This window comes from Streptomyces sp. NPDC046465 (assembly GCF_040646035.1).
Taxonomy (GTDB): Bacteria; Actinomycetota; Actinomycetes; order Streptomycetales; family Streptomycetaceae; genus Streptomyces.
The window spans coordinates 62,126-83,037 of record NZ_JBEYZK010000001.1; the positions used below are offsets into that span (position 1 = coordinate 62,126).

Annotated in this window: 18 protein-coding genes; 14 read left to right on the top strand and 4 right to left on the bottom strand. The window is 72.6% G+C overall.

From position 1 onward, the window contains the following. Positions 1–10 precede the first annotated feature (10 nt). Positions 11–847 (top strand): alpha/beta fold hydrolase, encoded by an 837-nt coding sequence (locus tag ABZ953_RS00295; RefSeq protein WP_361714206.1) that lies wholly within the window; start codon positions 11–13, stop codon positions 845–847. A 44-nt stretch (positions 848–891) separates the two neighbouring features. On the opposite strand, the gene ABZ953_RS00300 is transcribed toward ABZ953_RS00295, so the two are convergent. Beyond that, positions 892–1,929, bottom strand: coding sequence for an alpha/beta fold hydrolase (locus ABZ953_RS00300; protein ID WP_361714209.1), 1,038 nt, complete (start codon positions 1,927–1,929; stop codon positions 892–894). Positions 1,930–2,024: 95 nt separating this feature from the next. Further along, positions 2,025–2,351, bottom strand: a complete 327-nt coding sequence (locus tag ABZ953_RS00305) for a hypothetical protein (protein WP_361714212.1) — start codon at positions 2,349–2,351, stop codon at positions 2,025–2,027. A 162-nt stretch (positions 2,352–2,513) separates the two neighbouring features. Here ABZ953_RS00305 and ABZ953_RS00310 point away from each other — a divergent pair, with 162 nt between their 5' ends. The 5 genes from ABZ953_RS00310 (at position 2,514) to ABZ953_RS00330 (ending at position 6,687) form a co-directional block, all read left to right on the top strand. After that, the gene (locus ABZ953_RS00310) at positions 2,514–2,882 is read left to right on the top strand and encodes an arsenate reductase family protein (protein ID WP_361714214.1); all 369 of its coding nucleotides are present in this window, start codon (positions 2,514–2,516) and stop codon (positions 2,880–2,882) included. Between the two features lie 172 nt (positions 2,883–3,054). Then, entirely contained in the window at positions 3,055–3,525 is a 471-nt protein-coding gene (locus tag ABZ953_RS00315) for a hypothetical protein (RefSeq protein ID WP_361714217.1), read from the top strand. Between the two features lie 213 nt (positions 3,526–3,738). Beyond that, entirely contained in the window at positions 3,739–4,767 is a 1,029-nt protein-coding gene (glnII, locus tag ABZ953_RS00320; RefSeq protein ID WP_361714220.1) for a glutamine synthetase, read from the top strand. 280 nt (positions 4,768–5,047) lie between these two features. Next, positions 5,048–5,617, top strand: coding sequence for a winged helix-turn-helix domain-containing protein (locus ABZ953_RS00325; protein WP_361714223.1), 570 nt, complete (start codon positions 5,048–5,050; stop codon positions 5,615–5,617). An 83-nt stretch (positions 5,618–5,700) separates the two neighbouring features. Next, the gene (locus ABZ953_RS00330; protein ID WP_361714226.1) at positions 5,701–6,687 is read left to right on the top strand and encodes an NAD-dependent epimerase/dehydratase family protein; all 987 of its coding nucleotides are present in this window, start codon (positions 5,701–5,703) and stop codon (positions 6,685–6,687) included. A 97-nt stretch (positions 6,688–6,784) separates the two neighbouring features. On the opposite strand, the gene ABZ953_RS00335 is transcribed toward ABZ953_RS00330, so the two are convergent. Then, positions 6,785–8,974 carry an MMPL family transporter gene (locus ABZ953_RS00335; RefSeq protein WP_361714229.1) on the bottom strand — a complete coding sequence of 730 codons (2,190 nt, stop codon included), beginning with the start codon at positions 8,972–8,974 and terminating at the stop codon, positions 6,785–6,787. 251 nt (positions 8,975–9,225) lie between these two features. Between ABZ953_RS00335 and ABZ953_RS00340 the strand changes: the two genes are divergently transcribed. From ABZ953_RS00340 to ABZ953_RS00350, 3 genes are read left to right on the top strand one after another with little or no spacing between them, the layout of a single operon-like run. Continuing rightward, positions 9,226–10,497, top strand: a complete 1,272-nt coding sequence (locus ABZ953_RS00340) for a sensor domain-containing protein (RefSeq protein ID WP_361714232.1) — start codon at positions 9,226–9,228, stop codon at positions 10,495–10,497. Then, positions 10,482–11,132 carry a response regulator transcription factor gene (locus ABZ953_RS00345; RefSeq protein WP_361714235.1) on the top strand — a complete coding sequence of 217 codons (651 nt, stop codon included), beginning with the start codon at positions 10,482–10,484 and terminating at the stop codon, positions 11,130–11,132. Before ABZ953_RS00340 ends, ABZ953_RS00345 begins: the two co-directional genes overlap by 16 nt. A 39-nt stretch (positions 11,133–11,171) precedes the next feature. Next, the gene (locus tag ABZ953_RS00350) at positions 11,172–12,575 is read left to right on the top strand and encodes a DUF1996 domain-containing protein (protein ID WP_361714238.1); all 1,404 of its coding nucleotides are present in this window, start codon (positions 11,172–11,174) and stop codon (positions 12,573–12,575) included. 38 nt (positions 12,576–12,613) lie between these two features. Here the strand turns inward: ABZ953_RS00350 and ABZ953_RS00355 are convergent, their stop codons facing one another. Continuing rightward, positions 12,614–13,003: a hypothetical protein gene (locus ABZ953_RS00355; protein ID WP_361714241.1), complete on the bottom strand. Its 390-nt coding sequence runs from the start codon at positions 13,001–13,003 to the stop codon at positions 12,614–12,616. 141 nt (positions 13,004–13,144) lie between these two features. On the opposite strand from ABZ953_RS00355, the gene ABZ953_RS00360 reads away from it, so the two are divergent. The 5 genes from ABZ953_RS00360 to ABZ953_RS00380 all read left to right on the top strand — a co-directional run bounded on the left by ABZ953_RS00360 (position 13,145) and on the right by ABZ953_RS00380 (position 20,870). Continuing rightward, positions 13,145–16,285 (top strand): alpha-N-acetylglucosaminidase, encoded by a 3,141-nt coding sequence (locus ABZ953_RS00360; protein WP_361714244.1) that lies wholly within the window; start codon positions 13,145–13,147, stop codon positions 16,283–16,285. Between the two features lie 68 nt (positions 16,286–16,353). Next, entirely contained in the window at positions 16,354–16,857 is a 504-nt protein-coding gene (locus ABZ953_RS00365; RefSeq protein ID WP_361714247.1) for a tetratricopeptide repeat protein, read from the top strand. 57 nt (positions 16,858–16,914) lie between these two features. Continuing rightward, on the top strand, positions 16,915–18,822 hold the full coding sequence (locus tag ABZ953_RS00370; protein ID WP_361714250.1) for a hypothetical protein: 1,908 nt from the start codon (positions 16,915–16,917) through the stop codon (positions 18,820–18,822). Positions 18,823–18,883: 61 nt separating this feature from the next. After that, the gene (locus tag ABZ953_RS00375; protein ID WP_361714253.1) at positions 18,884–19,798 is read left to right on the top strand and encodes a metal-dependent hydrolase; all 915 of its coding nucleotides are present in this window, start codon (positions 18,884–18,886) and stop codon (positions 19,796–19,798) included. Position 19,799: 1 nt separating this feature from the next. Then, positions 19,800–20,870 carry a PDR/VanB family oxidoreductase gene (locus ABZ953_RS00380; RefSeq protein WP_361714256.1) on the top strand — a complete coding sequence of 357 codons (1,071 nt, stop codon included), beginning with the start codon at positions 19,800–19,802 and terminating at the stop codon, positions 20,868–20,870. The last annotated feature ends 42 nt before the right edge of the window (positions 20,871–20,912 follow it).

Consider the following 20,912-nt stretch of genomic DNA (forward strand, 5'->3'; position numbering starts at 1 on the left):
GATAGGCGGCATGACTCAGGACTCCCTCGCCACGCCCGCCTCTTCCACCCCCTCCGCTCCTTTCACCCCCGCCACCCCTTCCACTCCTTCCACTCCTTCCACTCCTTCCACTCCTTCCACAGCCGTCTTCTCCTTCGTCTGTGACGGCGAGACGCTCAGCTGCTCGGAGGCGGTGCCCGGCGCCGTGCGGGACCCGGCCGACCCGGCCGACCCGGCCACCACCGTCGTCCTCCTGCACGGCGCGGGCGCCGGAAGCAAGGTGCGCCTTGCCGCCCTCCAGGCCGACTTCGCCGCGCGCGGCTGCCGGGCGCTCACGTTCGACTTCTCCGGGCACGGCGAAAGCTCGGGCGAGCTGCGGGAGTTGAGCCTGCGGCGGCGGTTCGAGCAGGCGGTCGCGGTGGTCGAGGAGCGGATGCCCGGCTCGGACGGGCTGGTGTTCGTCGGGTTCAGCATGAGCGGGCAGACCGTGGCTGACCTGGTGGCGCACTTCGGCGCACGGGTCACGGGCATCGGCCTGTGCGCGCCCGCCGTGTACGCGACGGCGGCCTGGCCGCTCCCCTTCGGCGACGGCGACGGCCGCTTCACGGAGATCATCCGTACGCCGGGCCGGTGGCGCGAGTCCGCCGCGCTCGACATCTACCGGGACTTCCGCGGCCGGGCGGTGCTCGTGGTGCCCGGCACCGACGCGGTGATCCCGCCCGAGGTCACGGCAGCCATAGACGAGGCTCTCGGCACCCGCGCACGGTTCACGCGCCTCGAACTGCCGGACGCGGGCCATGCGTTGGGCGCCTGGCTACGGGACCACGCGGCGGACCGGCGACGCCTCGTGGACGCCCTGCTCGGGTGACGGGAAGCAGCCGGGACGCACTCCGCCGACACACTCCGCTCGCCTCAGCGGCCGGTGACCGCCGTCGTGCCGGGCCTCTCCTCGTCCGCCGTCCACGCCGCCACCCGCTTGGCCAGCGTCGCGCCCGCCCGGGTCCACGCGAAGTGGTCGAGCCGTCGGCCCGCCTCCTGCGTCGTGTAGTGGCGACGGGTGAGGCGGGCTTGCGGGACCTTGCCGAGCAGGTGGTCGAGGGCGGTGACGGGGGCGTAGCCGTCCTGCTCCACGGAGACCGCGAGCACGGGCAGCTCCAAGGCGCCGAGCGCCGCTTCGTAGTCGAGCGCGGAGCCCTTGGCGCGGTAGCGGCCGGTGCGCACCTGCCTCGCCCAGTCGCGCATGACGCCCTTGGGCTGATCGCCGCCGAAGCCGAGCCGGGTGCCGGGCCAGCGGCCGAGCACGGTCACCGCGCCGGTGACCAGGAGCTGGAAGAGGAACAGGCCGACGCCGCGCAGCGGGCCGAACGCGCGGTACCAGACCGAGCCGGTGGCGACGAGCGCCACTCCGTCAACGCCGGGACGACCGGGACGACCGGGACGACCGGAGTGGCCGGAGCGGCCGGGGGTTCCCTGCGCCACCGCCGCGTACACCAGGCCGAGTTGGCCGCCGAGGCTGTGGCCGAGGAGGTGCAGGGGCGGTTCGGGGCCGAGCTCGTCGCGGATCGCCGCGACGACCGCGGGGAGGTCCTCCTCCACGATCGCGCGGTAGCCATGGTCGAGCGCTCCGTGCCGGGTGTCGGCGGGGGCGCCGGGGGTGCCGGTGGCGCCGGGGGCCGACTCGCCCTGACCGCGCAGGTCGACGGTGAGCACCGTAAGGCCCTCGTCGTGCAGTTGGCGTGCGAAGCGGCGGTAGTAGCGGGCGGCGGTGCCCATCGCGGGCAGGATGAGCACCGCGGGGGCCGGGGGCGGGCCCGGCGCCGGACCCGAGCCCGACGGAAGGAAGCGTTCCGGTGCGGGGGCGCGCAGGCCGCGCACGGGAAGGCGGGTGCCGTCCGGGAGTTCGGCGGTCAACAGGAGCGGCAGTTCGCCGACGGGTTCCGGCAGGGTCATGGGGCCCAGCATGTCCCATCGCACACGCGACCGCACAGGCCCGTGCGGAAACGGGGCCCGCGGCGGTCAACTGCCGCCACAGGCCCCGTACTTGCTCAGCGGCTGTACCGCATCAACGCCCGCACCATATGGCAGGTGATGTCGGACGGCGGATGGATCCCGACATCCTCGGCCATGCGCCGTATCGTGCTGTTCTTCGCCTGGTTCGGCAGATAGACGCCGGAGTCGAGCAGGGCGATGGCAAGGCGCATCGCCTTGAGTCGACGGTTGTGGTTGACGTACCACTCGCGCGGGCGCCCGGCGGGCAGCGCCTTCTTCTCCAGCGGTACGTACGGCAGGTCGATCAGGACGGGCTTCGGTACGGGCTTCGGTACGGTCTTGGACACACGCTTCGATGTGAGTGCGGCAGCGGGCACAGGCATCCTCCTGTCGCGGTCAGGACCCCCCGTCGGGCGCCCTCGAACACTACTGTGATTCTACTGCGAGGCACTGACAATCGCCGCTGGCCAGACGGCCTTTGGGCTATTCGAACAGAGGCGCTCGCGAACGCCCGGAACGGGTGGGGCTGGGGGTACCGTACGGGCATGGAGATCTGGATCAACCCCGCCTGTTCGAAGTGCCGGAGCGCCCTCTCGCTGCTCGACGCGGAGGGCGCCGACTACACCGTGCGCCGCTACCTCGAAGACGTCCCGACCGAGGACGAGATCCGCGCCGCGCTCGACCGCCTCGGCCTCGAACCCTGGGACATCACCAGGACCCAGGAGCCGGAGGCAAAGGAGCTGAACCTCGCGGACCGCGCGGCCTGGCCCCGCGACGCCTCGGCCCGCGACCGCTGGATCACGGCGCTCGCCGGTCACCCCAAGCTGATCCAGCGCCCGATCATCACGGCGGACGACGGCACGGCGGTGGTGGGCCGCACGGAGGAGGCGGTGCGGGACGCGCTGTCGCGCTGAGCTGACCCCGGAGCCGAGATGACCTGAGCGCCGCGATGACCCGGGTGCGCGCCGAGATGACCCCCGACCGATGGCCGAAGTCCGGCAAACCGTTACATATGCCTGTCTAGGGTAGGGGGCTCCACACGCCGTCGCCCGGACGAAGGATCCGGCACACGGAGAGGAGCGCGCCGTGCGGAGCTGGATGTTCGGGGGTGTATACGGAACGGTCCTCGCGAGCGCGCTGCTCGCGGCGCTGCACTCGGAAGGCACCCCCTACACGCCGTACTACGACGCGGCCTGGGTCATGGTGACCGCGGGCACGGCCGCGCTCGCGCACGGCTACGCGCACCACATGTCGACGCACCGGCCGGGGCACGGCACCCACCGCTGGCGCCAACTGCTCTGGGCGCTGGTGAACGAGTGGCCGGTGATCGTCGCCTGCTGGCCGACCGTGCTGCTGCTGATCCTCGCGGGCGCCCTCGGCTGGCCCGAGAGCCGCGTCACCTACGGCGGGCTGCTCCTGAACGCCGCCCTGCTCTTCGCCTGGGGCACCGTCGCCGCGCTGCGGGTCGGCTACCGGCGCCGCTCCGCCGTCCTGATCGGCGGCGCCGACGCGGCCATCGGCCTTGCCATCGCGGCCGCCAACGCCGTCATCAAATGACCGCGCCGACACGGCCCTGAGCGACGGGCGCCCGGTGACGTGGGACCGGTGACGTGGGACCGGTGACGTGAGCCACACCCACCGCAGGTAACACGGGGTTCACACAAGGGCAACGGTCGGGAAATCGCGGATTGCCAGGCTGCCGCACATCACCACGGCACCGCAGCACCCGCACGTTCTGCGCCGTACCGAGCGTCAAAGGATGAGGCCCCCGTGACCTTCAAGGCTGAGTACATCTGGATCGACGGCACCGCGCCGACCGCCAAGCTCCGTTCCAAGACGAAGATCCTTGCGGACGACGCGAAGGGCACCGAGCTGCCGCTCTGGGGCTTCGACGGATCCAGCACGAACCAGGCCAAGGGCCACGCGTCGGACCGCGTCCTCAAGCCCGTCTACACCTGCCCGGACCCGATTCGCGGCGGCGCGGACGTACTCGTCCTGTGCGAGGTCCTCAACACGGACATGACGCCGCACGAGTCCAACACCCGCGCCGAACTCGCCGAGGTCGAGGCCCGTTTCGGAGCGCAGGAGCCGATCTTCGGCATCGAGCAGGAGTACACCTTCTTCGAGGGCGACCGCCCGCTCGGCTTCCCGGTCGGCGGCTTCCCCGCCGCGCAGGGCGGCTACTACTGCGGCGTCGGCTCGGACGAGATCTTCGGCCGTGACGTCGTCGAGGCGCACCTGGAGCACTGCCTCACGGCCGGCCTCGGCATCTCCGGCATCAACGCCGAGGTCATGCCGGGACAGTGGGAGTTCCAGGTCGGCCCGCTGGCCCCCCTGGAGGTCTCCGACCAGCTGTGGATCGCCCGCTGGCTGCTCTACCGCACCGCCGAGGACTTCAAGGTCTCCGCGACCCTCGACCCCAAGCCGGTCAAGGGCGACTGGAACGGCGCGGGCGCCCACACCAACTTCTCCACCAAGGCGATGCGTGAGGGGTACGCCCCGATCATCACCGCCTGCGAGTCCCTCGGCGAGGGCTCGAAGCCGCTCGACCACGTCAAGAACTACGGCGCGGGCATCGACGACCGCCTCACCGGTCTGCACGAGACCGCGCCCTGGGACGAGTACAAGTACGGCGTCTCCGACCGCGGCGCCTCGGTGCGCATCCCGTGGCAGGTCGAGGTGGAGCAGAAGGGCTACATCGAGGACCGCCGCCCGAACGCGAACGTCGACCCGTACGTCGTGACGCGGCTGCTCGTCGACACCTGCTGCACCGCCCTCGAGAAGGCCGGCCAGGTCTGATCCGTCCGACCGTCACCGACGGGGGCGCCCACCGGTACCGGTGGGCGCCCCCGTCGCCATCTGATTCAATGGAGCCATGGGCAGCCACCGGATCACCGCGACAGGTCGTCATGACCTCGAGCCCTTCTGGCCCTCCCGGCAGCATCACGACTTCGACCGGGTGTGTTGCCGCGCGATGAACGCGCGGGCCCTCTAAAGCCGTTCACGCGGCCTTCGCCTGACGCGCACGACGTACGTCTCGTTTCTGACGACTCCTTCGCGCGAAAGAGCTGATCCCACCATGGCGAACACCCGATCCTTCTCCGCCACCGCCCCCACCGCCCTCACCCCTCCCCCGGTGCCGGGCCGCGGCCGACTGCGAGCCGTCGCCCCCGACGAGGTGGCGCAGATCTCCGACTTCCTGCCGCCGGGCGCCACCTGGCTGCCCGCGCCGCAGCACACCCTGCCGACCCTGCCGGGGCAGCCCCCGATGGTCGGCTACCTCGTCCTCGTACCGGCGGGCCAGGAGCCCGTCGCCGCCGCCCCCGCACCGCCCGAGCCCCGGCCCGCGCCCGCCGCGGGACCGGTCAGGATCGACGCCGGACAGCGTGCCGCCGAAGTCGACGGACGCCTCCTCGACCTCACGTACCTGGAGTTCGAGCTGCTCGCCCACCTCGTCGCGCACCCCCACCGGGTGCACACCCGCGACCAGTTGGTGACCACGGTGTGGGGGTACGGGCACGTGGGCGACGGCCGGACCGTCGACGTCCACGTCGCCCGGCTGCGCCGCAAGCTCGGCGCCGAGCACCGCAGGACGATCCAGACGGTGCGCCGGGTCGGCTACAAGTACGCGCCGCTGACACCGCGCTGACCTGGAGCGCAGTACGGGTCCTTGCTCTGCTGCGAGCAGAATCCGGTTCCCCCGGCACAGGTCGTCCGGGCAGAGTCGCCCTCATGAGACTTCTGATGCTGGGCGGTACCGAGTTCGTGGGACGTGCGGTCACCGAGGCGGCCCTCGCCCGGGGCTGGGAGGTGACCGTCTTCCACCGCGGCCACCACGCGGCGCCCGAGGGGGCCACGGCCGTGCACGGCGACCGCACCGCCGAGGGCGGCCTCGCGGCGCTCGCCGACGGCGAGTGGGACGTGGTGGTCGACACCTGGTCGGCGGCGCCCCGGGTGGTGCGGGAGTCGGCCCGGCTCCTCGCGGGGCGGGCCGGCCGGTACGTCTACGTCTCCAGCGGCTCCGTCTACCGCTACCCCGGCGAGGCCGGGTCCGACGAGAGCTTCCCCGTGGTGGACGGCGATCCGGACGCGGACGCGACGGAGTACGCGCAGGACAAGCGGGGCGGCGAGCTGGCCGCGGTCGCCGAGTTCGGGGCCGGGCGGACGGTGCTGGCGCGGGCCGGGCTGATCCTCGGGCGCTACGAGAACATCGGGCGGCTGCCGTGGTGGCTGAACCGCGTCGCGCGGGGCGGGCCCGTCCTCGCCCCCGGCCCCCGCGACCTGGACATCCAGTACATCGACGTGCGGGACCTCGCCGAGTGGATCCTGCACGCGGCGAGTGCCGGGCTGCACGGCCCGTACAACCTGGTCAGCCCGATGGGGCAGATCACGATGGGCGAACTGCTCGACGCCTGCACGGCCGTGGCGGGGCCGGACGCGTCGCTGCGCTGGACCGATCCGGAGACGGTGCTCGCCGCGGGCATCGAGCAGTGGATGGAGCTGCCGGTGTGGCTTGCGCCGGGCGAGCTGCACGAAACGATGCACCGGACGTCCTCGCGGAAGGCGATCGACGCGGGGCTCGGAACGCGGCCGGTGACCGACACGGTGCGCGACACCTGGGAGTGGCTGCGGTCCATCGGCGGGGCGGCGCCGCAGCGCCCCGACCGCCCGGTGGTCGGGCTCGCCCCGGACAAGGAGGCGAAGGCGCTGGGCCTCTAGCGAGAGGCTGGCAGGACGCCCGGCAAGGTGAACGGCATGACACGGCCCCGGTGCGGAGGTTCCGCGCCGGGGCCGTGTCATGCCTGGCCCGCCTCCGTCAACGAGTGCTCGGCACCGGGGCGTTGGGCCACCCGGGCTGCTGCGGGGCGGCCGGGGCCTCCTCCTCGTGGGAGATCTCCGGGAGCCACCGCAGGTAGCGCGGCGTGTGCCAGTTGCGCTCGCCGAGGAGGCTCATCAGGGAGGGCAGCAGGATCATGCGGACCACCGTCGCGTCCAGGAGGACCGCCACGCCCAGGCCCACGCCCATCTGCTGCATGTCCTGCATGGACAGCGTGCCGAAGACCCCGAACACCGCCACCATGATCACGGCCGCCCCGGTGACCGCGCCCGCCGTGCGCGTGATGCCCTCGCGGATCGCCGAGCGGTTGTCCATGCCCCGGTCGCGGAACTCGCGGATCCGCGAGACCACGAACACGTGGTAGTCCATGGAGAGGCCGAAGAGGACGACGAGGACGAACAGCGGCATCCAGTTCTCGATCGCGCCGACCTTCTCCGAGCCGATCAGCTCCGCGCCCCAGCCGTGCTGGAAGACGGCGGTCATGACGCCGTAGGCGGCGCCCACCGACAGCAGGTTCAGCGCGATCGACGTCACCGCGATCACCACCGAGCGGAAGCTGAGGAGCATCAGGAGGAACGTCACCGCGGTGATGAAGACGAAGACCGGCACGATGCCCTTGCCGAGCTGGTCGCTGAAGTCCTCCGAGGACGCCAGGTCGCCGCCCACGTACGCCTCGGCGTCCACCCCGTCGAAGGCCGCGGGCACGGTGTCCTCCCGCAGTTCGTGCAGGGCCTCCTTCGCCTCCGCGCCCGTGCCGTCGCCCGGCAGCGGTACGGCGATCTCCGCGACGCCCGCCGTCTTGTGGACGGTGAGTTCGGCGCCGTCGCCCGCCTTCCGCGTCAGCGAGCCGAGGGCGTCCCGCACCGGCCCGGCGTCGATGTCGTCGGCCTTGACGACCACCCGGGCGGGGGCAGGACCGCCGGGGAACTTCTCGGTGATCTTCTTGTACGAGACGGAGAGCGGGGCGTCCGAGCCGAACTGCTTCTCCAGGCCGAGCTGTTCGGTCTTCATGCCGAGCGCGGGAGCGGCGAGGGCGAGCAGGAGCACCGCGGCGCCGATGGCGAAGAACTTTGGGCGGGCGAGGACGGGCTTCAGTACGGTGCCCGCGAAACCGCCACTGGCGTGCACCCCCTTCTTGGCTCGGCGGTTGAGGAACGGGATACGGCCCGCGTCGATCCGGTCGCCGAGCCCGGCGAGCAGCGCGGGCAGCACGGTGACCGAGCCGAGCATCGCCACACAGACCACCAGGATCGTGGCGACGGCGAAGCCCTTGAAGAGGAGCAGTCCGGACAGGAACATGCCCGCCATCGCGACCATCACCGTGAGCCCCGAGACCAGGACGGCGCGTCCGCTGGTGGCCGCGGCGATCCGCAGGGCCGTGTCGGCGTCCCGGCCCGCCGCCCGCTCGTCGCGCTCCCGGCGCAGGTAGAACAGGCAGTAGTCGACGCCGACCGCGAGGCCCATCAGGAACATCACCGAGTACGTCGTCTCGAAGAGGTGCAGCTGATGGCTGGCCAGCGAGAGCAGCCCGAAGGCCGCCACGCACGCGGTGAGGGCGAGGCCCACCGGGAGCAGCGCCGCGACCACGGCGCCGAAGGCGACCAGGAGGATGCCGAGCGCCAGCGGCACCGCCGTGAACTCGGCCTTCTTGAAGTCGTCGGAGAGCAGGTCGGTGAGGTGCTTCTCGGAGCTCGCGTCGCCGAACTGGTGGACGGATACGCCGTGTTCCGCCCCGTCCCGCGACGCCTTCGCCACCGCGTCGAGGACCGGCTCGACACGGTCAGCCGCGTCCTTGGACTCGCCCTTGATCTCGAAGCGCAGCAGCGCGTCCCTGCCGTCCTCGGAGGGCAGCGGCGCCTTCAGCCCCCGTACGTCACCGGTCGCCGTCAGCGCCTTGGACAGGTCGGCCGCCGCGTCCCGCCACCCGTCGGGGGTCCGGGCGGTGACCATGACCAGCTCGCCCGCGGGTTCGTCGATGTCCGCGTCGTCGAGGATCTTCGTCGCGCGGGCCGAGTCGCCGACCCCCATCTCGTCTTCGGAAGCGGTGACCATGCCGGAGGCCCCGCCGATGACCGTGGCGAGAACCACGAAAACCAGCCAGCCGAAGATGGCCGTCTTCCGGTGGTGTGCGCTCCACACCCCGAGTCGTGCCGCGAGGTTCCGCCTCATGGCGATCCGCCCCCATCAAGTCTGCGTGTATGCGTCGGATAAGACGTGCTCCACGCTAGAAATCGGGGGCCGCCCGCCCCAGCCGCCGAGGCCCCCTCTCTCCGAGGCACAGGGCGAGGCCGGGGGGTGTCGTCAGGTACACCCCCGCTCGGGTGCGGGACCCAGTGCTCCGCACCGGTGCGACCAGCGAGAATGGTCGGGTGCCGGACGCGGGGAGCGGCCGGACGACCTGACGAGAGGGGCTCACGGCCATGACGAGGCTACGGAACGCGGTGATCGCCGCAGGGCGGGGGCACTATCTGGCGACCGTCTCGGTCTCGGTCTCGGTCACCCTCTTCGTCCTCACCGTCCTCTCGCTCGCCTTCATCCCGCTCGGCATCGGCCTGTTCACCACGCCCGTGGCCCTGACGGCGGTCCGCGGCTGGGCGACCTTGCGGCGCCATCAGGCCCTGCGCTGGTCGGACGTCCGGATCCCGGTCCCCTACCGGGCGCTCCCCGCCGACCCGCGCAGCGGTGTCACCGGTCAGGTGGAGCGCTGCATCTTCATGCTCAAGGACCCGGCCACCTGGCGCGATGTGCAGTGGCTGCTCGTCGACATGACCGGCGGGCTCCTCACCGCGATCTTCGCTCCCGCGCTGCTGCTCTACTGGCTGTACGGCTGGGTGCTCGCCCTCGGCGTCTGGAAGCCGATCTACGACGCGGGCGGCGGCGAGTGGTACGGCTTCATCCACGTCACCTCGCAGTCCACGGCCAACCAGGCCGCCGCCCTCGGCACCGCGCTCCTGGTGCTCGGCGTGTTCGTCAACCCGGCCCTGATCCGCGGCCACTTCCTGCTCGCCCGTACGCTCCTGGCGCCCACCACGAGCATGCGCGAGCGCGAACTGGCGCTGCGCGTCGACCGGTTGACCGAGACCCGGCACGACGCCGTGGACAACTCCGCCGCCGAGCTGCGCCGCATCGAGCGCGACCTGCACGACGGCGCGCAGGCCCGCCTGGTCGCCATGGGCATGGACCTCGGCACCGTGGAGGCCCTGATCGACGCGGACCCCGCCAAGGCCAAGGAGCTGCTCGCCAAGGCCCGGCAGAACTCCGGCGAGGCGCTGACCGAGCTGCGCGACCTGGTCCGCGGCATCCACCCGCCGGTCCTCGCCGAGCGGGGCCTCGGGGACGCGGTGAAGGCCCTCGCGCTGCGGCTCCCGATCGCCACGGAGGTCGACGTGGAGCTGGCTTCGCGCGTCGGGGCGCCGGTCGAGTCGGCCGCGTACTTCGCGGTCAGCGAGACCCTCACCAACGCGATCAAGCACGCGGGCGCCGACCGCATCTGGGTGGACATGCACCACGCCGACGGCATGCTGCGCATCGCCGTCACCGACAACGGCAAGGGCGGGGCGGCCGTGGGTGCGGGGTCCGGGCTGACCGGGGTCGAACGCCGACTCGGTACATTCGACGGCGTACTGGCCGTCAGCAGCCCCGCGGGCGGCCCGACCATGGTGACCATGGAGATCCCTTGCGAGTTGTCCTAGCCGAAGACCTCTTCCTGCTGCGCGACGGCCTGGTGCGGATGCTGGAGGCGTTCGACTTCGAGATCGCGGCTGCCGTGGAGAGCGGGCCCGAACTGAGCAAGGCCCTCGATGAGTTGCAGCCGGACGTCGCCGTCGTCGACGTCCGGCTTCCGCCGTCCCACACGGACGAGGGCCTGCAGTGCGCCCTTGCCGCCCGCCGGGCCCGGCCGGGACTGCCCGTCCTCGTCCTCTCCCAGCACGTGGAGCAGTTGTACGCGCGCGAGCTCCTGGCCGACGGCAACGGCGGCGTCGGCTATCTCCTCAAGGACCGGGTGTTCGACGCCGCGCAGTTCATCGACGCCGTGCGCAGGGTCGCGGGCGGCGGCACCGCGATGGACCCGCAGGTGATCCAGCAGCTCCTGTCGCGGCACTCCGCCGAGGAGCCGCTCGGCGCGCTCACCCCGCGCGAGCGCGAGGTCCTCGAACTCATGGCGCAGGGCAGGTCGAACGCGGCCATCGCGGCGCAGCTCGTCGTCACCGAACGGGCCATCGCCAAGCACACGTCCAACATCTTCGGAAAGCTGGACCTGGCGGTCTCCGACGACGACAACCGGCGGGTCCTCGCGGTCCTCGCCTATTTGGACCAGGGGCGCTGAACGCTGAACACGCCGGGCCACTGATGCGTATGTAGCCCCATGGGACGCACTTCACGAAAACGATCGAAGCTCGCGCGGCGCATGGTCGCCGCCTCCGCGGCGTTGCTGCTGGGCGGCGGCGGTCTCGTCGCCGTGAACGTCTACGCGAACGCCGAGGAAGGCTCGGACCGGCCGCCGCCTCCGCAGAACGCCGCGCAGCAGGTGTCCACCATCAGCTGTCCGGACGTGGGGAACCAGCTCTCCGAGGTGCCCGACGCGGCACGCGGTGAGGTGGACCGCGGGCTCGCCGAGCTGGACACCCAGATCACCCGGGCCTACACCCGCTTCGGCCAGGTACAGGACAAGGAATCCGTGCTGCCCCCGCTGGAGGAGCAGCGGCGGGAAACCATCGGCCGGATCGACGACGCCCTCGACCAGGCCGGTGACCGGCCCGAGACCCCCGAGAACATCGCCGGCATGGCGCCGTGCACCCTGCGCGCCGACGACCAGCAGCAGCAGCAAGGGCAGGAGCAGGGCCAGGAGCAGCAGGGCCAGGGCGGCGGCAGCAACAACGGCAACGGGCCCGCGGCCGGTGACTTCGTGCGCATCCAGTCCGTCCGGCCCGACGCCGACCGCCCCCGCGACGGCCGCAACGCCTCCCGCGGCACCTTCACCACGAGCTGCGGCCGCAACGAGAACGGCAAGTTCAACCCGGACAACGTGATCGCCGCGCCCGGCGTGCGCAACGGCGCGCACCACATGCACGACTATGTGGGAAACCAGGCGACGGACGCCTTCGCCTCCGACGACGACCTCGCGAACGGCCGGACCACCTGCCGCAACCAGGGCGACAAGTCGACGTACTACTGGCCCGTCCTGCGGCTGCAGAACGGCAAGGACGAGAACGACGCCCAGGCCGACGGCGGCGGCAAGGACCAGAACGTCGGGGAGATCCAGACCCCCGCGTCGGTCACGCTGAAGTTCGCCGGGAACCCGGTGAGCAAGGTCTCCGCGATGCCGCGCTTCCTGCGGATCATCACCGGTGACGCCAAGGCCCTCACCAACGGCGACGCCAACGCCAACGCCTCCTGGAGCTGCACCGGATTCGAGAACCGACAGCTGAAGGACAAGTACCCGATCTGCCCCGAGGGCAGCAAGGTCGTCCGGACGTTCAGGTTCCAGAGCTGCTGGGACGGCCGGAACACCGACAGCGCCAACCACCGCACCCATGTCGCCTTCGCGGACCCGCGCACCGGCGCCTGCCCGCAGGGCTTCCGCGCCGTCCCGCAGCTCGTGCAGCGCATCGTGTACGACGTGCCGCCGGGCCCCGGCTTCGCCGTCGACTCGTTCCCCGAACAGCTGCACAAACCGGTCACCGACCACGGCGACTTCATCAACGTCTTCGACGAGCGCCTGATGCGGCGCGTCGCGAAGTGCGTCAACGCCGGACAGCGCTGCACCTGACCCCGCGCCCGGCCCCGCGGCTGTTCGAAGACGGGCTCTCAGCCCATGCGGTGACCGTGGTGGCCCCCGCCGTGCTTGCCCGCGGCGTCCACCACGGTCCCGCCGAGCCTGCCGCGCAGCGCCGCGATGTCCTCGGCGCCGCCGACCGCCACCCAGCTCCCGCCGACGAGGTACGTACCCCCGTAGTCGTTCGCCTCGTCGAGCCATTCGGCCTGGCCACGGCTGTTTGTAAAGGTTACGAGGAGGTAGCGCCGGGCACCGTTCTCACAGGTGGCCTGGCGCAGTTCGGCCGCGTCCGTCTGGACGTCGGGCCTGCACCCCGCCTCCGCCGCCAGCTGCTCCAGGCTGCCGCTCGCCGTGTCCGGCGGGCCGTCATGCCCCGAGCCGCACCCCATCAACGTCAGCATCAGCACCCCACCCACAGCCATGCCCGAAAACGCGCTCCGTGCTGCCCTCATCGTCACACCAGCCTCACCCGGCGACTTGAACACGCCATCTCCCTCTTCACCGTTGAGCACGGGGTGCGGCACGGATACCGTGCGCCGCAGCCTTCACCCCAGGGGGTACACATGTCCGAACTGTCCCGACGTTCCGTGCTCGGCACCGCCGGCGCGCTCGGCCTCGGCGCCGCCGCGAGCGCGGTGCCGCTGCCCGCTCACGCCGCCGACGGCCCCACTCGCCCCACGGAAACCACCGGGGGCCCCGCCTTCGATACGGATTCCGCGCGCTCGGCGCTCAACAGACTTCTGCCGCATCACGCGGAGCAGATCCGTCTCAGACTCGTCCCGGTGCGGGACGGCGAGGACCGCTTCCGGGTCACCGGCACCACCGGGCGGATCCAGGTGACCGGCACGACGCCCGCCGTGCTGCTCACCGGAGTGCACTGGTACCTGAAGTACGTGTGCGGCGCGCACATCACCTGGAACGGCAGCCAGTTGGACCTGCCGCGCAGGCTCCCCGCACCGGCCCGACCGCTGGAGCGGTCCACCTCGCTCCCCCACCGGTTCGCCCTCAACGACACCAATGACGGGTACACCGCGCCGTATGCCGACTGGGCCTACTGGGAGCGGATGATCGACGTACTCGCGCTGCACGGCTGCAACGAAGTCATGGTGATCGCGGGCGCGGAAGCCGTGTACCACCGGGTACTTCAGGAGTTCGGCTACTCCGACGCGGAGGCCAGGGCCTGGCTGCCCGCCCCCTCGCACCAGCCCTGGTGGCTGCTGCAGAACCTCTCCGGGTACGGCGGCCCGCTGGCGCGGCAACTCATCGACGACCGCGTCCAGTTGGGCCGCCGCATCGTGGACCGGCTGCGCGGACTCGGCATCGCACCGGTCTTCCCCGGCTACTACGGGCACGTGCCCGACGGCTTCGTCGAGCGCAACGGCGACGACGCCCGGGTCGTGCCGCAGGGCGTCTGGCACGGCTTTCCGCGCCCCGACTGGCTGGACCCGCGCACCACCGCGTTCGCGAAGGTCGCCGCCTCCTTCTACCGGCACCAGGAAGACCTCTTCGGCCCCGCCGACCACTTCAAGATGGACCTCCTGCACGAGGGCGGAACCGCGGGCGACGTGCCCGTGCCCGCGGCCGCCCGCGGCGTCGAAGCCGCCCTGCGGAAGGCCAGACCCGGGGCCACCTGGGTGATTCTCGGCTGGGAAGCCAATCCGCTGCCCGAGCTCCTCGACGCCGTCGACAAGAAGCGGATGCTGATCGTCGACGGCGTCTCGGACCGGTTCAAGGGCGTGACGGACCGGGAGAAGGACTGGGGCGGCACCCCGTACGCGTTCGGCACCATCCCCAACTTCGGCGGGCGCACGACGATCGGGGCGCGCACCCACATCTGGAACGAGAAGTTCTTCGCCTGGCGCGACAAGGCGAACAGCGCGCTGACCGGCACCGCCTTCCTGCCGGAGGCCACCGACCGGGACCCCGCCGCCTTCGAGCTCTTCTCGGAGCTGGCCTGGACGGAGGACCGCGTGGACCGGTCCTCGTGGTTCTCCTCGTACGCCGACTTCCGGTACGGCGGACGCGACCGCGACGCGCGGGCCGCCTGGCAGGCCCTGAACGACACCGCCTACCAGCACACCGCCGTCGAGCGCAGCGACCCGCACGACTCGCTGTTCGCCGCCCGGCCCGACCTGGCGGCCGCCCGCGCCGCCGACTTCGCGCCGCGCGCCCTCACCTACGACCCGGGCCGCTTCGACGCCGCGCTCACCGGGCTGCTCGGCGTGGGCACCGCGCTGCGGGCCAGTGCCGCCTACCGGTACGACCTGGTCGACGTCGCCCGGCAGGCCCTCGCGCACCGCAGCCGCCAGCTCCTGCCGCAGCTGCGGGCGGCCTACGCACGCAAGGACCGGGAGACCTTCGCCGCCCTGTCGACGCTGTGGCTGCGGCTCATGCGGCTCTCGGACGACGTGACGGGCACCGACCCGGCGTTCCTCCTCGGGCCGTGGGTCGAGGCCGCCCGGCGGATGGGCACGAGCGAGGCCGAGGCCGCCGAGTTCGAGCGGACCGCCAAGGTCCTGATCACCGTGTGGGGCGAGCGCGCCACGGCCGACCCGGGGCGGCTGCGCGACTACGCCAACCGCGAATGGCACGGCCTCATGAACGACTTCTACGTGCCCCGCTGGCAGACGTGGCTGGACGAGCTCGCCGACGCTCTCGCCGCGGGCCGCGCGCCGAAGCCGGTCGACTGGTTCGCGTTCGAGCAGCCGTGGACCCGGGAGCGCAAGGACTACCCGCTGCGGCCCGTCGGCTCCGCGTACCGCACCGCGTCCCGCGTCCGGGACGTCCTGGCCCGTGCGCCGTACCAGGGCGACCTCAAGGTCACCGCGGAGCCGCCCGCTCTGCCGCCGGGCGGCCACGCCCGCCTGGAGGCCGTCTTCCGCAACGTCAACGGGCTGCGCGCCACGGGCCGCGTCGACTTCGCGTTGACCGGCATCGACGCCGAGCCGACAGGGCCCGTGTCGCTGCCGAGGGTCCCGCCCGCGGGCACGGCGAAGGCCGCCTGGCGGGCCGACGCGCCGGACACGCCCCTGGACCGGCCGCTGCGCCCGCTGCCGTACGAGATCACCGTCGAGTACGGCCCCGCGGGCGAGCGCCGGGTGCGGTCCGTCCACGAGGGCACCCTGTACGAGGCCGGGCCCGTGAGCGGCGTGTGGCGGACGTACACGAACAACGGTGCCGTCTTCGGGGAGCTGGAGAAGCGGTACGCGATCGACGGCGGCGGCGCGGATCTGTGGAAGGGCACGACGGAGTTCGGCGCGCTGTACCGGGAGGGGGCGCTGCGGGACGGGGTGTCGGTGACGGTACGGGTCGACTCCCAGACGGTGTCGGGGCCGTGGGCGCGTGCGGGCATCATCAGCCGCGCGGCGCTCGGCACGCCCGGCTCGCACGGGATCGTGAATCTCGCCGTCACACCGGCCAACGGCGTCGTCCTGTCGTACGACACGAACGGCGACGGCACGCTGGACACGTACAAGCGGCTCACCGGGATCAAGGCGCCGGTGCTGCTGCGGCTTTCGCGCGAGGGGAACTCCTTCACGGGGGCCTGCTCCACGGACGACGGCGCCTCCTGGCGGACCGTGGCGACGGCGGCCGTGGCCGGTGCGGTGGCGGCGCAGGACGTGGGGATGTTCATGAGCGCGACGAACGGGGGCGACGGCGGGCGCGGGACGGTGGAGTTCAGCGGCTGGAAGGCCGACGCGTAGCGCCCCGGGGCCGAGGCGGTGCGGGAAAAGGAGTGACGTGAGGGGGTCCGCGGTGCGAGGGTGAGGGAATGGATGACGACTGGGAGAAGCGGCTCGCGGCGACGTGGGACACACAGGACGACTACGGCGAGGAGAACGCCGGGGAGTTCCGCGCCGCCATCGACGCACTCGCCGCCGAACTCCCCGAAGGGGACCCCGTCGGCCTCTTCGAGCGGGCCTGCGCCTTCGACTCCACCGGCCACTCCGACCGCGCCGTGCCCCTTTACCAGGAAGCGCTGGAGCGCGGCCTTCCGCAGTACCGCAGGCGGCGGACCGCGGTCCAGCTGGCCAGCTCCCTGCGGAACGTCGGGCGGGCCGAGGAGGGCGTCGCCCTGCTCACCCCTGAACTGGTCGCTCCGAGCGATGAGCTGGACGACGCCGTGCGGGCCTGCCTGGCCCTGTGCCTGGCGAGCCTCGAGCGCGAGCGCGAGGGCCTCGCCCTGGTGCTCGGCGCCCTCGCGCCCCATCTGCCGCGCTACCAGCGGTCGATGGCCAACTACGCCCGCGCGCTCGTGGAGGACGCCCCGGCCTGAGGTGACCACAGGTGACCATCCGACGATTCGCTCGTTTTGCTGAACGTGTCGTCGAATGTGCAGTCTCACCCGAAGCCCCCGAACCCCAGCGGCCCCGCGGCCGTCGTCGACGTGGAGCAGGCCGAGGCCGCCCTCGTCGAGCACTACCCGCGGCTCGTCCGGCTGGCCTACCTGGTGCTGCCGCCGAGCCTCGGCCGCAACCGCCGGGTCCTGACCGCCCACGCCCTCACCCAGCGCGCCCTGCCACGCAGCCGCAAGAGCGCCGACGCGGCCGCCGTCCCCGCGCAGCGGGGCTCCGGCCCGCACGGCGACCCCGGGTACGCGTACATCCGGCTCCAGGTGCTGCGCAGCGCCCTGGACGCCGGGCTGCCGCTGCGGTGGACCTCCTGGCCCAAGCGGGCCCAGCTGCCACCACTGTTCCCCCAGGTGCGGGGGCTCAGGCTGTTCCCGCGCTCGGGCGGCGCCGATGAACTCGCCCTCGACCAGCGGCTGTCCGCCCTGTCCGGCGCCGCGCGCGCCGCCTACGTACTGCGCGGGCTCGACGGGCTCGACGACGCGGCCGTGGCCGCCGTGCTCTCCGCCGCCGGGTGCGACGACCCCGAGGACGCCCTGGACGAGGCCGACGACGTCGAGGAGCGGTACGACCTGCTCGCGTCGCCCGAGTTCGACCCCTGCTCGCTGCAGGCCAGGCCGACCGACCTGATGCGGCGCAGGCAGCACATGAAGGCCGCGGGCGTCGCGGCCGTCGCCGCGCTGGTGTGCGGGGCGCTCCTTGGCCTGCCGGGCGAGGGCTGGGGGCCCGACGGCGCCGCCGCTCCCCCGTACGCGCGGAACCCGGCGGGCCAGGCCGCCCTCGACCCCGGGCGGCTGACGGTGGCCACCGCCGCGGCCTGGAAGCGGTCCGCGCGCACCGACTTCTCCGTGTGGCCCGCCCGCGGCAACCTCGTCGGCGACCGGGCGCTGCTCCGCCGCGCCCTCGCCGTCTGGGCGCGGCCCGGCGAGTCCGTGCAGGTCTCCGCGACCCCGGGCACCGCGTCGGGGGCGCCGCCCGGACCCGCCCAGCTGCTCTTCGCCGGTGACGTCGACTCCGCGCGCGTGGTGCTGCTCCACGACGGCCTGCGCATCGTGCGGTACGCCGAGCCGCGGGAGGGCACGAGCGGCGCGGCGCTCGACTTCGCGCGGGTGGACGGCGCGGGCGGCACCGAGGCGAACGCCGTCGTCGTGGACCGCGCCGACGGGAACATCCGCTATCTGACCGCCCCGTGGGTCACGGCCGCCTCGGTGCAGGACCTGCTGAAGCCCGCCGCGAGGCCCGCCGCCCTGCACCGCTCCAAGGACGGTGTCACCGACCCGTTCGCCGGGCCCGCGCAGAGCGGGCAGTGCACGTCGTGGAACGCGCTGCGGCTGCGTGACGAATCCGGCTCCGTGTACATGTCGAGCGACCTCGGCGAGCTCGTCCCGGCCCATCTGACGGCGGGCCGCCCCGAGGACCCGCGGGAGGCCACGCCCGCGGAGTGGTCGAAGTCCGCGTGCTCGCTCGCGACGGTACGCTCCAACGGCGTCCGGGCCGTGAACTCCTGGGCGTACGCGCGCCAGACGCTGCCCGAGGGCAACGGCGCGGCGCAGTGGGTCTGCACCCGCGCGGAGACCTGGCGGGGCGGCGGCAGCCGGACCCTCGCCCAGTTCCAGACGGCCGACGGGCCCGCGGGCGCCGTCGCCGCCAAGGCCGAGGACACCCCGGCATGCGGCAGCCGCGACCCCCAGGTCCTCGCGGGGGTCCGCTGGAAGTCGCGCGGCGGCAGCTGGTACCTGCTCGCGGCCGGCAGCAAGGACGTGGCGTCGATCACCGCGACGGGCGGTGTGCGGGTGCCCGGCCATGTCCTCGCGACGCGGACGGAGCGGGACGCCGAGCTCAGCCTGACCGGCACGTTGCCGGACGGCAGGAAGCTGAGTCCGCCGCGGTAGCCACCGAAGTTCCTCCCGCAGACCCCTGTACCGCCGAACTACCGCTCAGTACATTGACGCCATGTCTAATACGCAGAGCCGGGTGCCCGAGCCCGTCGCGTCCGAGCACATACCGCTCAAGGCACGCAACGTCTCCTTCTCCTGGGAGAACACCCCGCTCCACTGGCTCCCGGACGACCCGTTCACCACGCACACCATCAACGTGCTGCACCTGCTGCTGCCCGCCGGTGAGCGCTGGTTCGTGCACGTCTACAAGCAGGTCCTGCCGCTCATCCGCGACGAGAGACTGCGCGAGGACGTCATCGGGTTCATCGGCCAGGAGGCCATGCACTCGCAGGCCCACGACGAGGTCCTGCCGCACCTCAAGGAACAGGGGCTCGACCCGACGCCGTACACCGCGCAGGTCGACTGGCTCTTCGAGAAGCTGCTCGGCGACCGGACGCTGCCGCCGGGCAAGCCGCGCCAGTGGTGGCTGATGGAGCGCGTCGCGATCATCGCGGCCATCGAGCACTACACGGCCTTTCTCGGGGACTGGGTGCTCAACGCCGGGGAGCTGGACCGCAGGGGCGCCGACCCGACGATGCTGGACCTGCTTCGCTGGCACGGCGCGGAGGAGGTCGAGCACCGCTCCGTCGCCTTCGAGCTGTTCATGCACGTCGACGGCGGCTACCGGCGCCGGGCCAGGACCTGGGCGACCGCGTTCAGCGCCTTGGTCTTCCTCTGGCAGCGCGGCACGCGGTTCTTCATGGAGAACGACCCGACGCTCGTCGACGGCAAGGCGTCCTTCAAGGACTTCCACCGCAGCGGCAAGGCGGGCACGCTGCCCACCGCGGGCGACATGATCCGCTCCATCCCCCGCTACCTCAGCCGGAACTACCACCCCTCGCAGGAAGGCAGCACGGAACAGGCCGTCGCCTACCTCGCCTCATCGCCCGCGGCCGTCGCCGCGCTCGCCGCCGAGAAGGGGGCCGCCTGACATGCCCCGCATCCGCACCGTCGCCCTCGTCGCGGGCGCCGCCCTGCTCACCCGGCGGGCCCTGCGCCGCCGCATCGGGGCCTCCCCGCTGTGGCCGCTGCCCGCCCTGGAGGAGCCGGTCTCCGGGCAGCCGCGCTCCCGGGCGCTCAGGCTCACCGTCGCCCGGCACGAGAGCGTCGCCGACGGCGTCGTCCAACTGCGCCTGGAAGGGCGGGACTTGCCCGCGTGGGAGCCGGGCGCCCACCTCGACGTCGTGCTGCCCTCGGGGCTCGTACGGCAGTACTCGCTCTGCGGCGACCCCGAGGACACCTCCTCGTACACCGTCGCGACCCGCCTGATCAGCGCCGAGCAGGGCGGCAGAGGCGGCTCGCGGGAGGTGCACGAGCGGCTCCGGGAGGGCGCCGAGGTCGAGGTGCGCGGGCCACGCAACCGCTTCCCGCTCGCCGGCGCCCCGTCCTACGTCTTCGTGGCGGGCGGCATCGGGATCACGCCGGTCCTGCCGATGCTGCGGGCCGTCGAGGCGGCCGGGGCGGACTGGCGGCTGCTGTACGGGGGGCGTTCGCGCGGCTCGATGCCGTTCCTGGAAGAGGTCGAGAAGCTCGGCGGCGCGGGGCGGCAGCGGGTCACCGTCGTGGCCGAGGACGAGGCCGGACTGCCGGACCTGGCCGCCTTCCTCGACGGCACCCCGCGGGGCACCGCCGTCCACGTGTGCGGCCCCGAGGCCCTGATGGACGCCGTCGACGCCGTCCTGCCCGAGGGGTGCACGCTGCACCTGGAGCGCTTCTCGCCCCGCACCTCCCTCGACGGCAACGCACCCTTCGAGGTCGAACTGCGGCGCAGCGGGCGCACGGTGGCGGTCGCCGCGGACACCACGGTGCTCGCCGCCGTCCGCGCCGAGCTGCCCCATACCGCGTACAGCTGCGAGCAGGGTTTCTGCGGGACGTGCCAACAGCGGGTCGTGGAAGGGGAGATCGACCACCGCGACGAGCTCCTTAACGACGGCGAGCGGGCCACATCGATGCTCATCTGCGTCTCGCGGGCGCGGGGCGAGCGGCTCGTGCTCGACATGTGACTCGTGCTCGACACACGGACCGGCCCTCCGTAGGGCCGGTTC

Bases quoted from the DNA above. Each gene is read 5' to 3' on its own strand.
- ABZ953_RS00295 (WP_361714206.1), top strand. From the start codon at position 11: ATGACTCAGGACTCCCTCGCCACGCCCGCCTCTTCCACCCCCTCCGCT.
- ABZ953_RS00300 (WP_361714209.1), bottom strand. From the start codon at position 1,929: ATGACCCTGCCGGAACCCGTCGGCGAACTGCCGCTCCTGTTGACCGCC.
- ABZ953_RS00325 (WP_361714223.1), top strand. From the start codon at position 5,048: ATGGCGAACACCCGATCCTTCTCCGCCACCGCCCCCACCGCCCTCACC.
- ABZ953_RS00375 (WP_361714253.1), top strand. From the start codon at position 18,884: ATGTCTAATACGCAGAGCCGGGTGCCCGAGCCCGTCGCGTCCGAGCAC.
- ABZ953_RS00365 (WP_361714247.1), top strand. From the start codon at position 16,354: ATGGATGACGACTGGGAGAAGCGGCTCGCGGCGACGTGGGACACACAG.
- ABZ953_RS00305 (WP_361714212.1), bottom strand. From the start codon at position 2,351: ATGCCTGTGCCCGCTGCCGCACTCACATCGAAGCGTGTGTCCAAGACC.
- ABZ953_RS00335 (WP_361714229.1), bottom strand. From the start codon at position 8,974: ATGAGGCGGAACCTCGCGGCACGACTCGGGGTGTGGAGCGCACACCAC.
- ABZ953_RS00350 (WP_361714238.1), top strand. From the start codon at position 11,172: ATGGGACGCACTTCACGAAAACGATCGAAGCTCGCGCGGCGCATGGTC.
- ABZ953_RS00330 (WP_361714226.1), top strand. From the start codon at position 5,701: ATGAGACTTCTGATGCTGGGCGGTACCGAGTTCGTGGGACGTGCGGTC.
- ABZ953_RS00340 (WP_361714232.1), top strand. From the start codon at position 9,226: ATGACGAGGCTACGGAACGCGGTGATCGCCGCAGGGCGGGGGCACTAT.
- ABZ953_RS00355 (WP_361714241.1), bottom strand. From the start codon at position 13,003: ATGGCTGTGGGTGGGGTGCTGATGCTGACGTTGATGGGGTGCGGCTCG.
- ABZ953_RS00360 (WP_361714244.1), top strand. From the start codon at position 13,145: ATGTCCGAACTGTCCCGACGTTCCGTGCTCGGCACCGCCGGCGCGCTC.
- ABZ953_RS00310 (WP_361714214.1), top strand. From the start codon at position 2,514: ATGGAGATCTGGATCAACCCCGCCTGTTCGAAGTGCCGGAGCGCCCTC.
- ABZ953_RS00380 (WP_361714256.1), top strand. From the start codon at position 19,800: ATGCCCCGCATCCGCACCGTCGCCCTCGTCGCGGGCGCCGCCCTGCTC.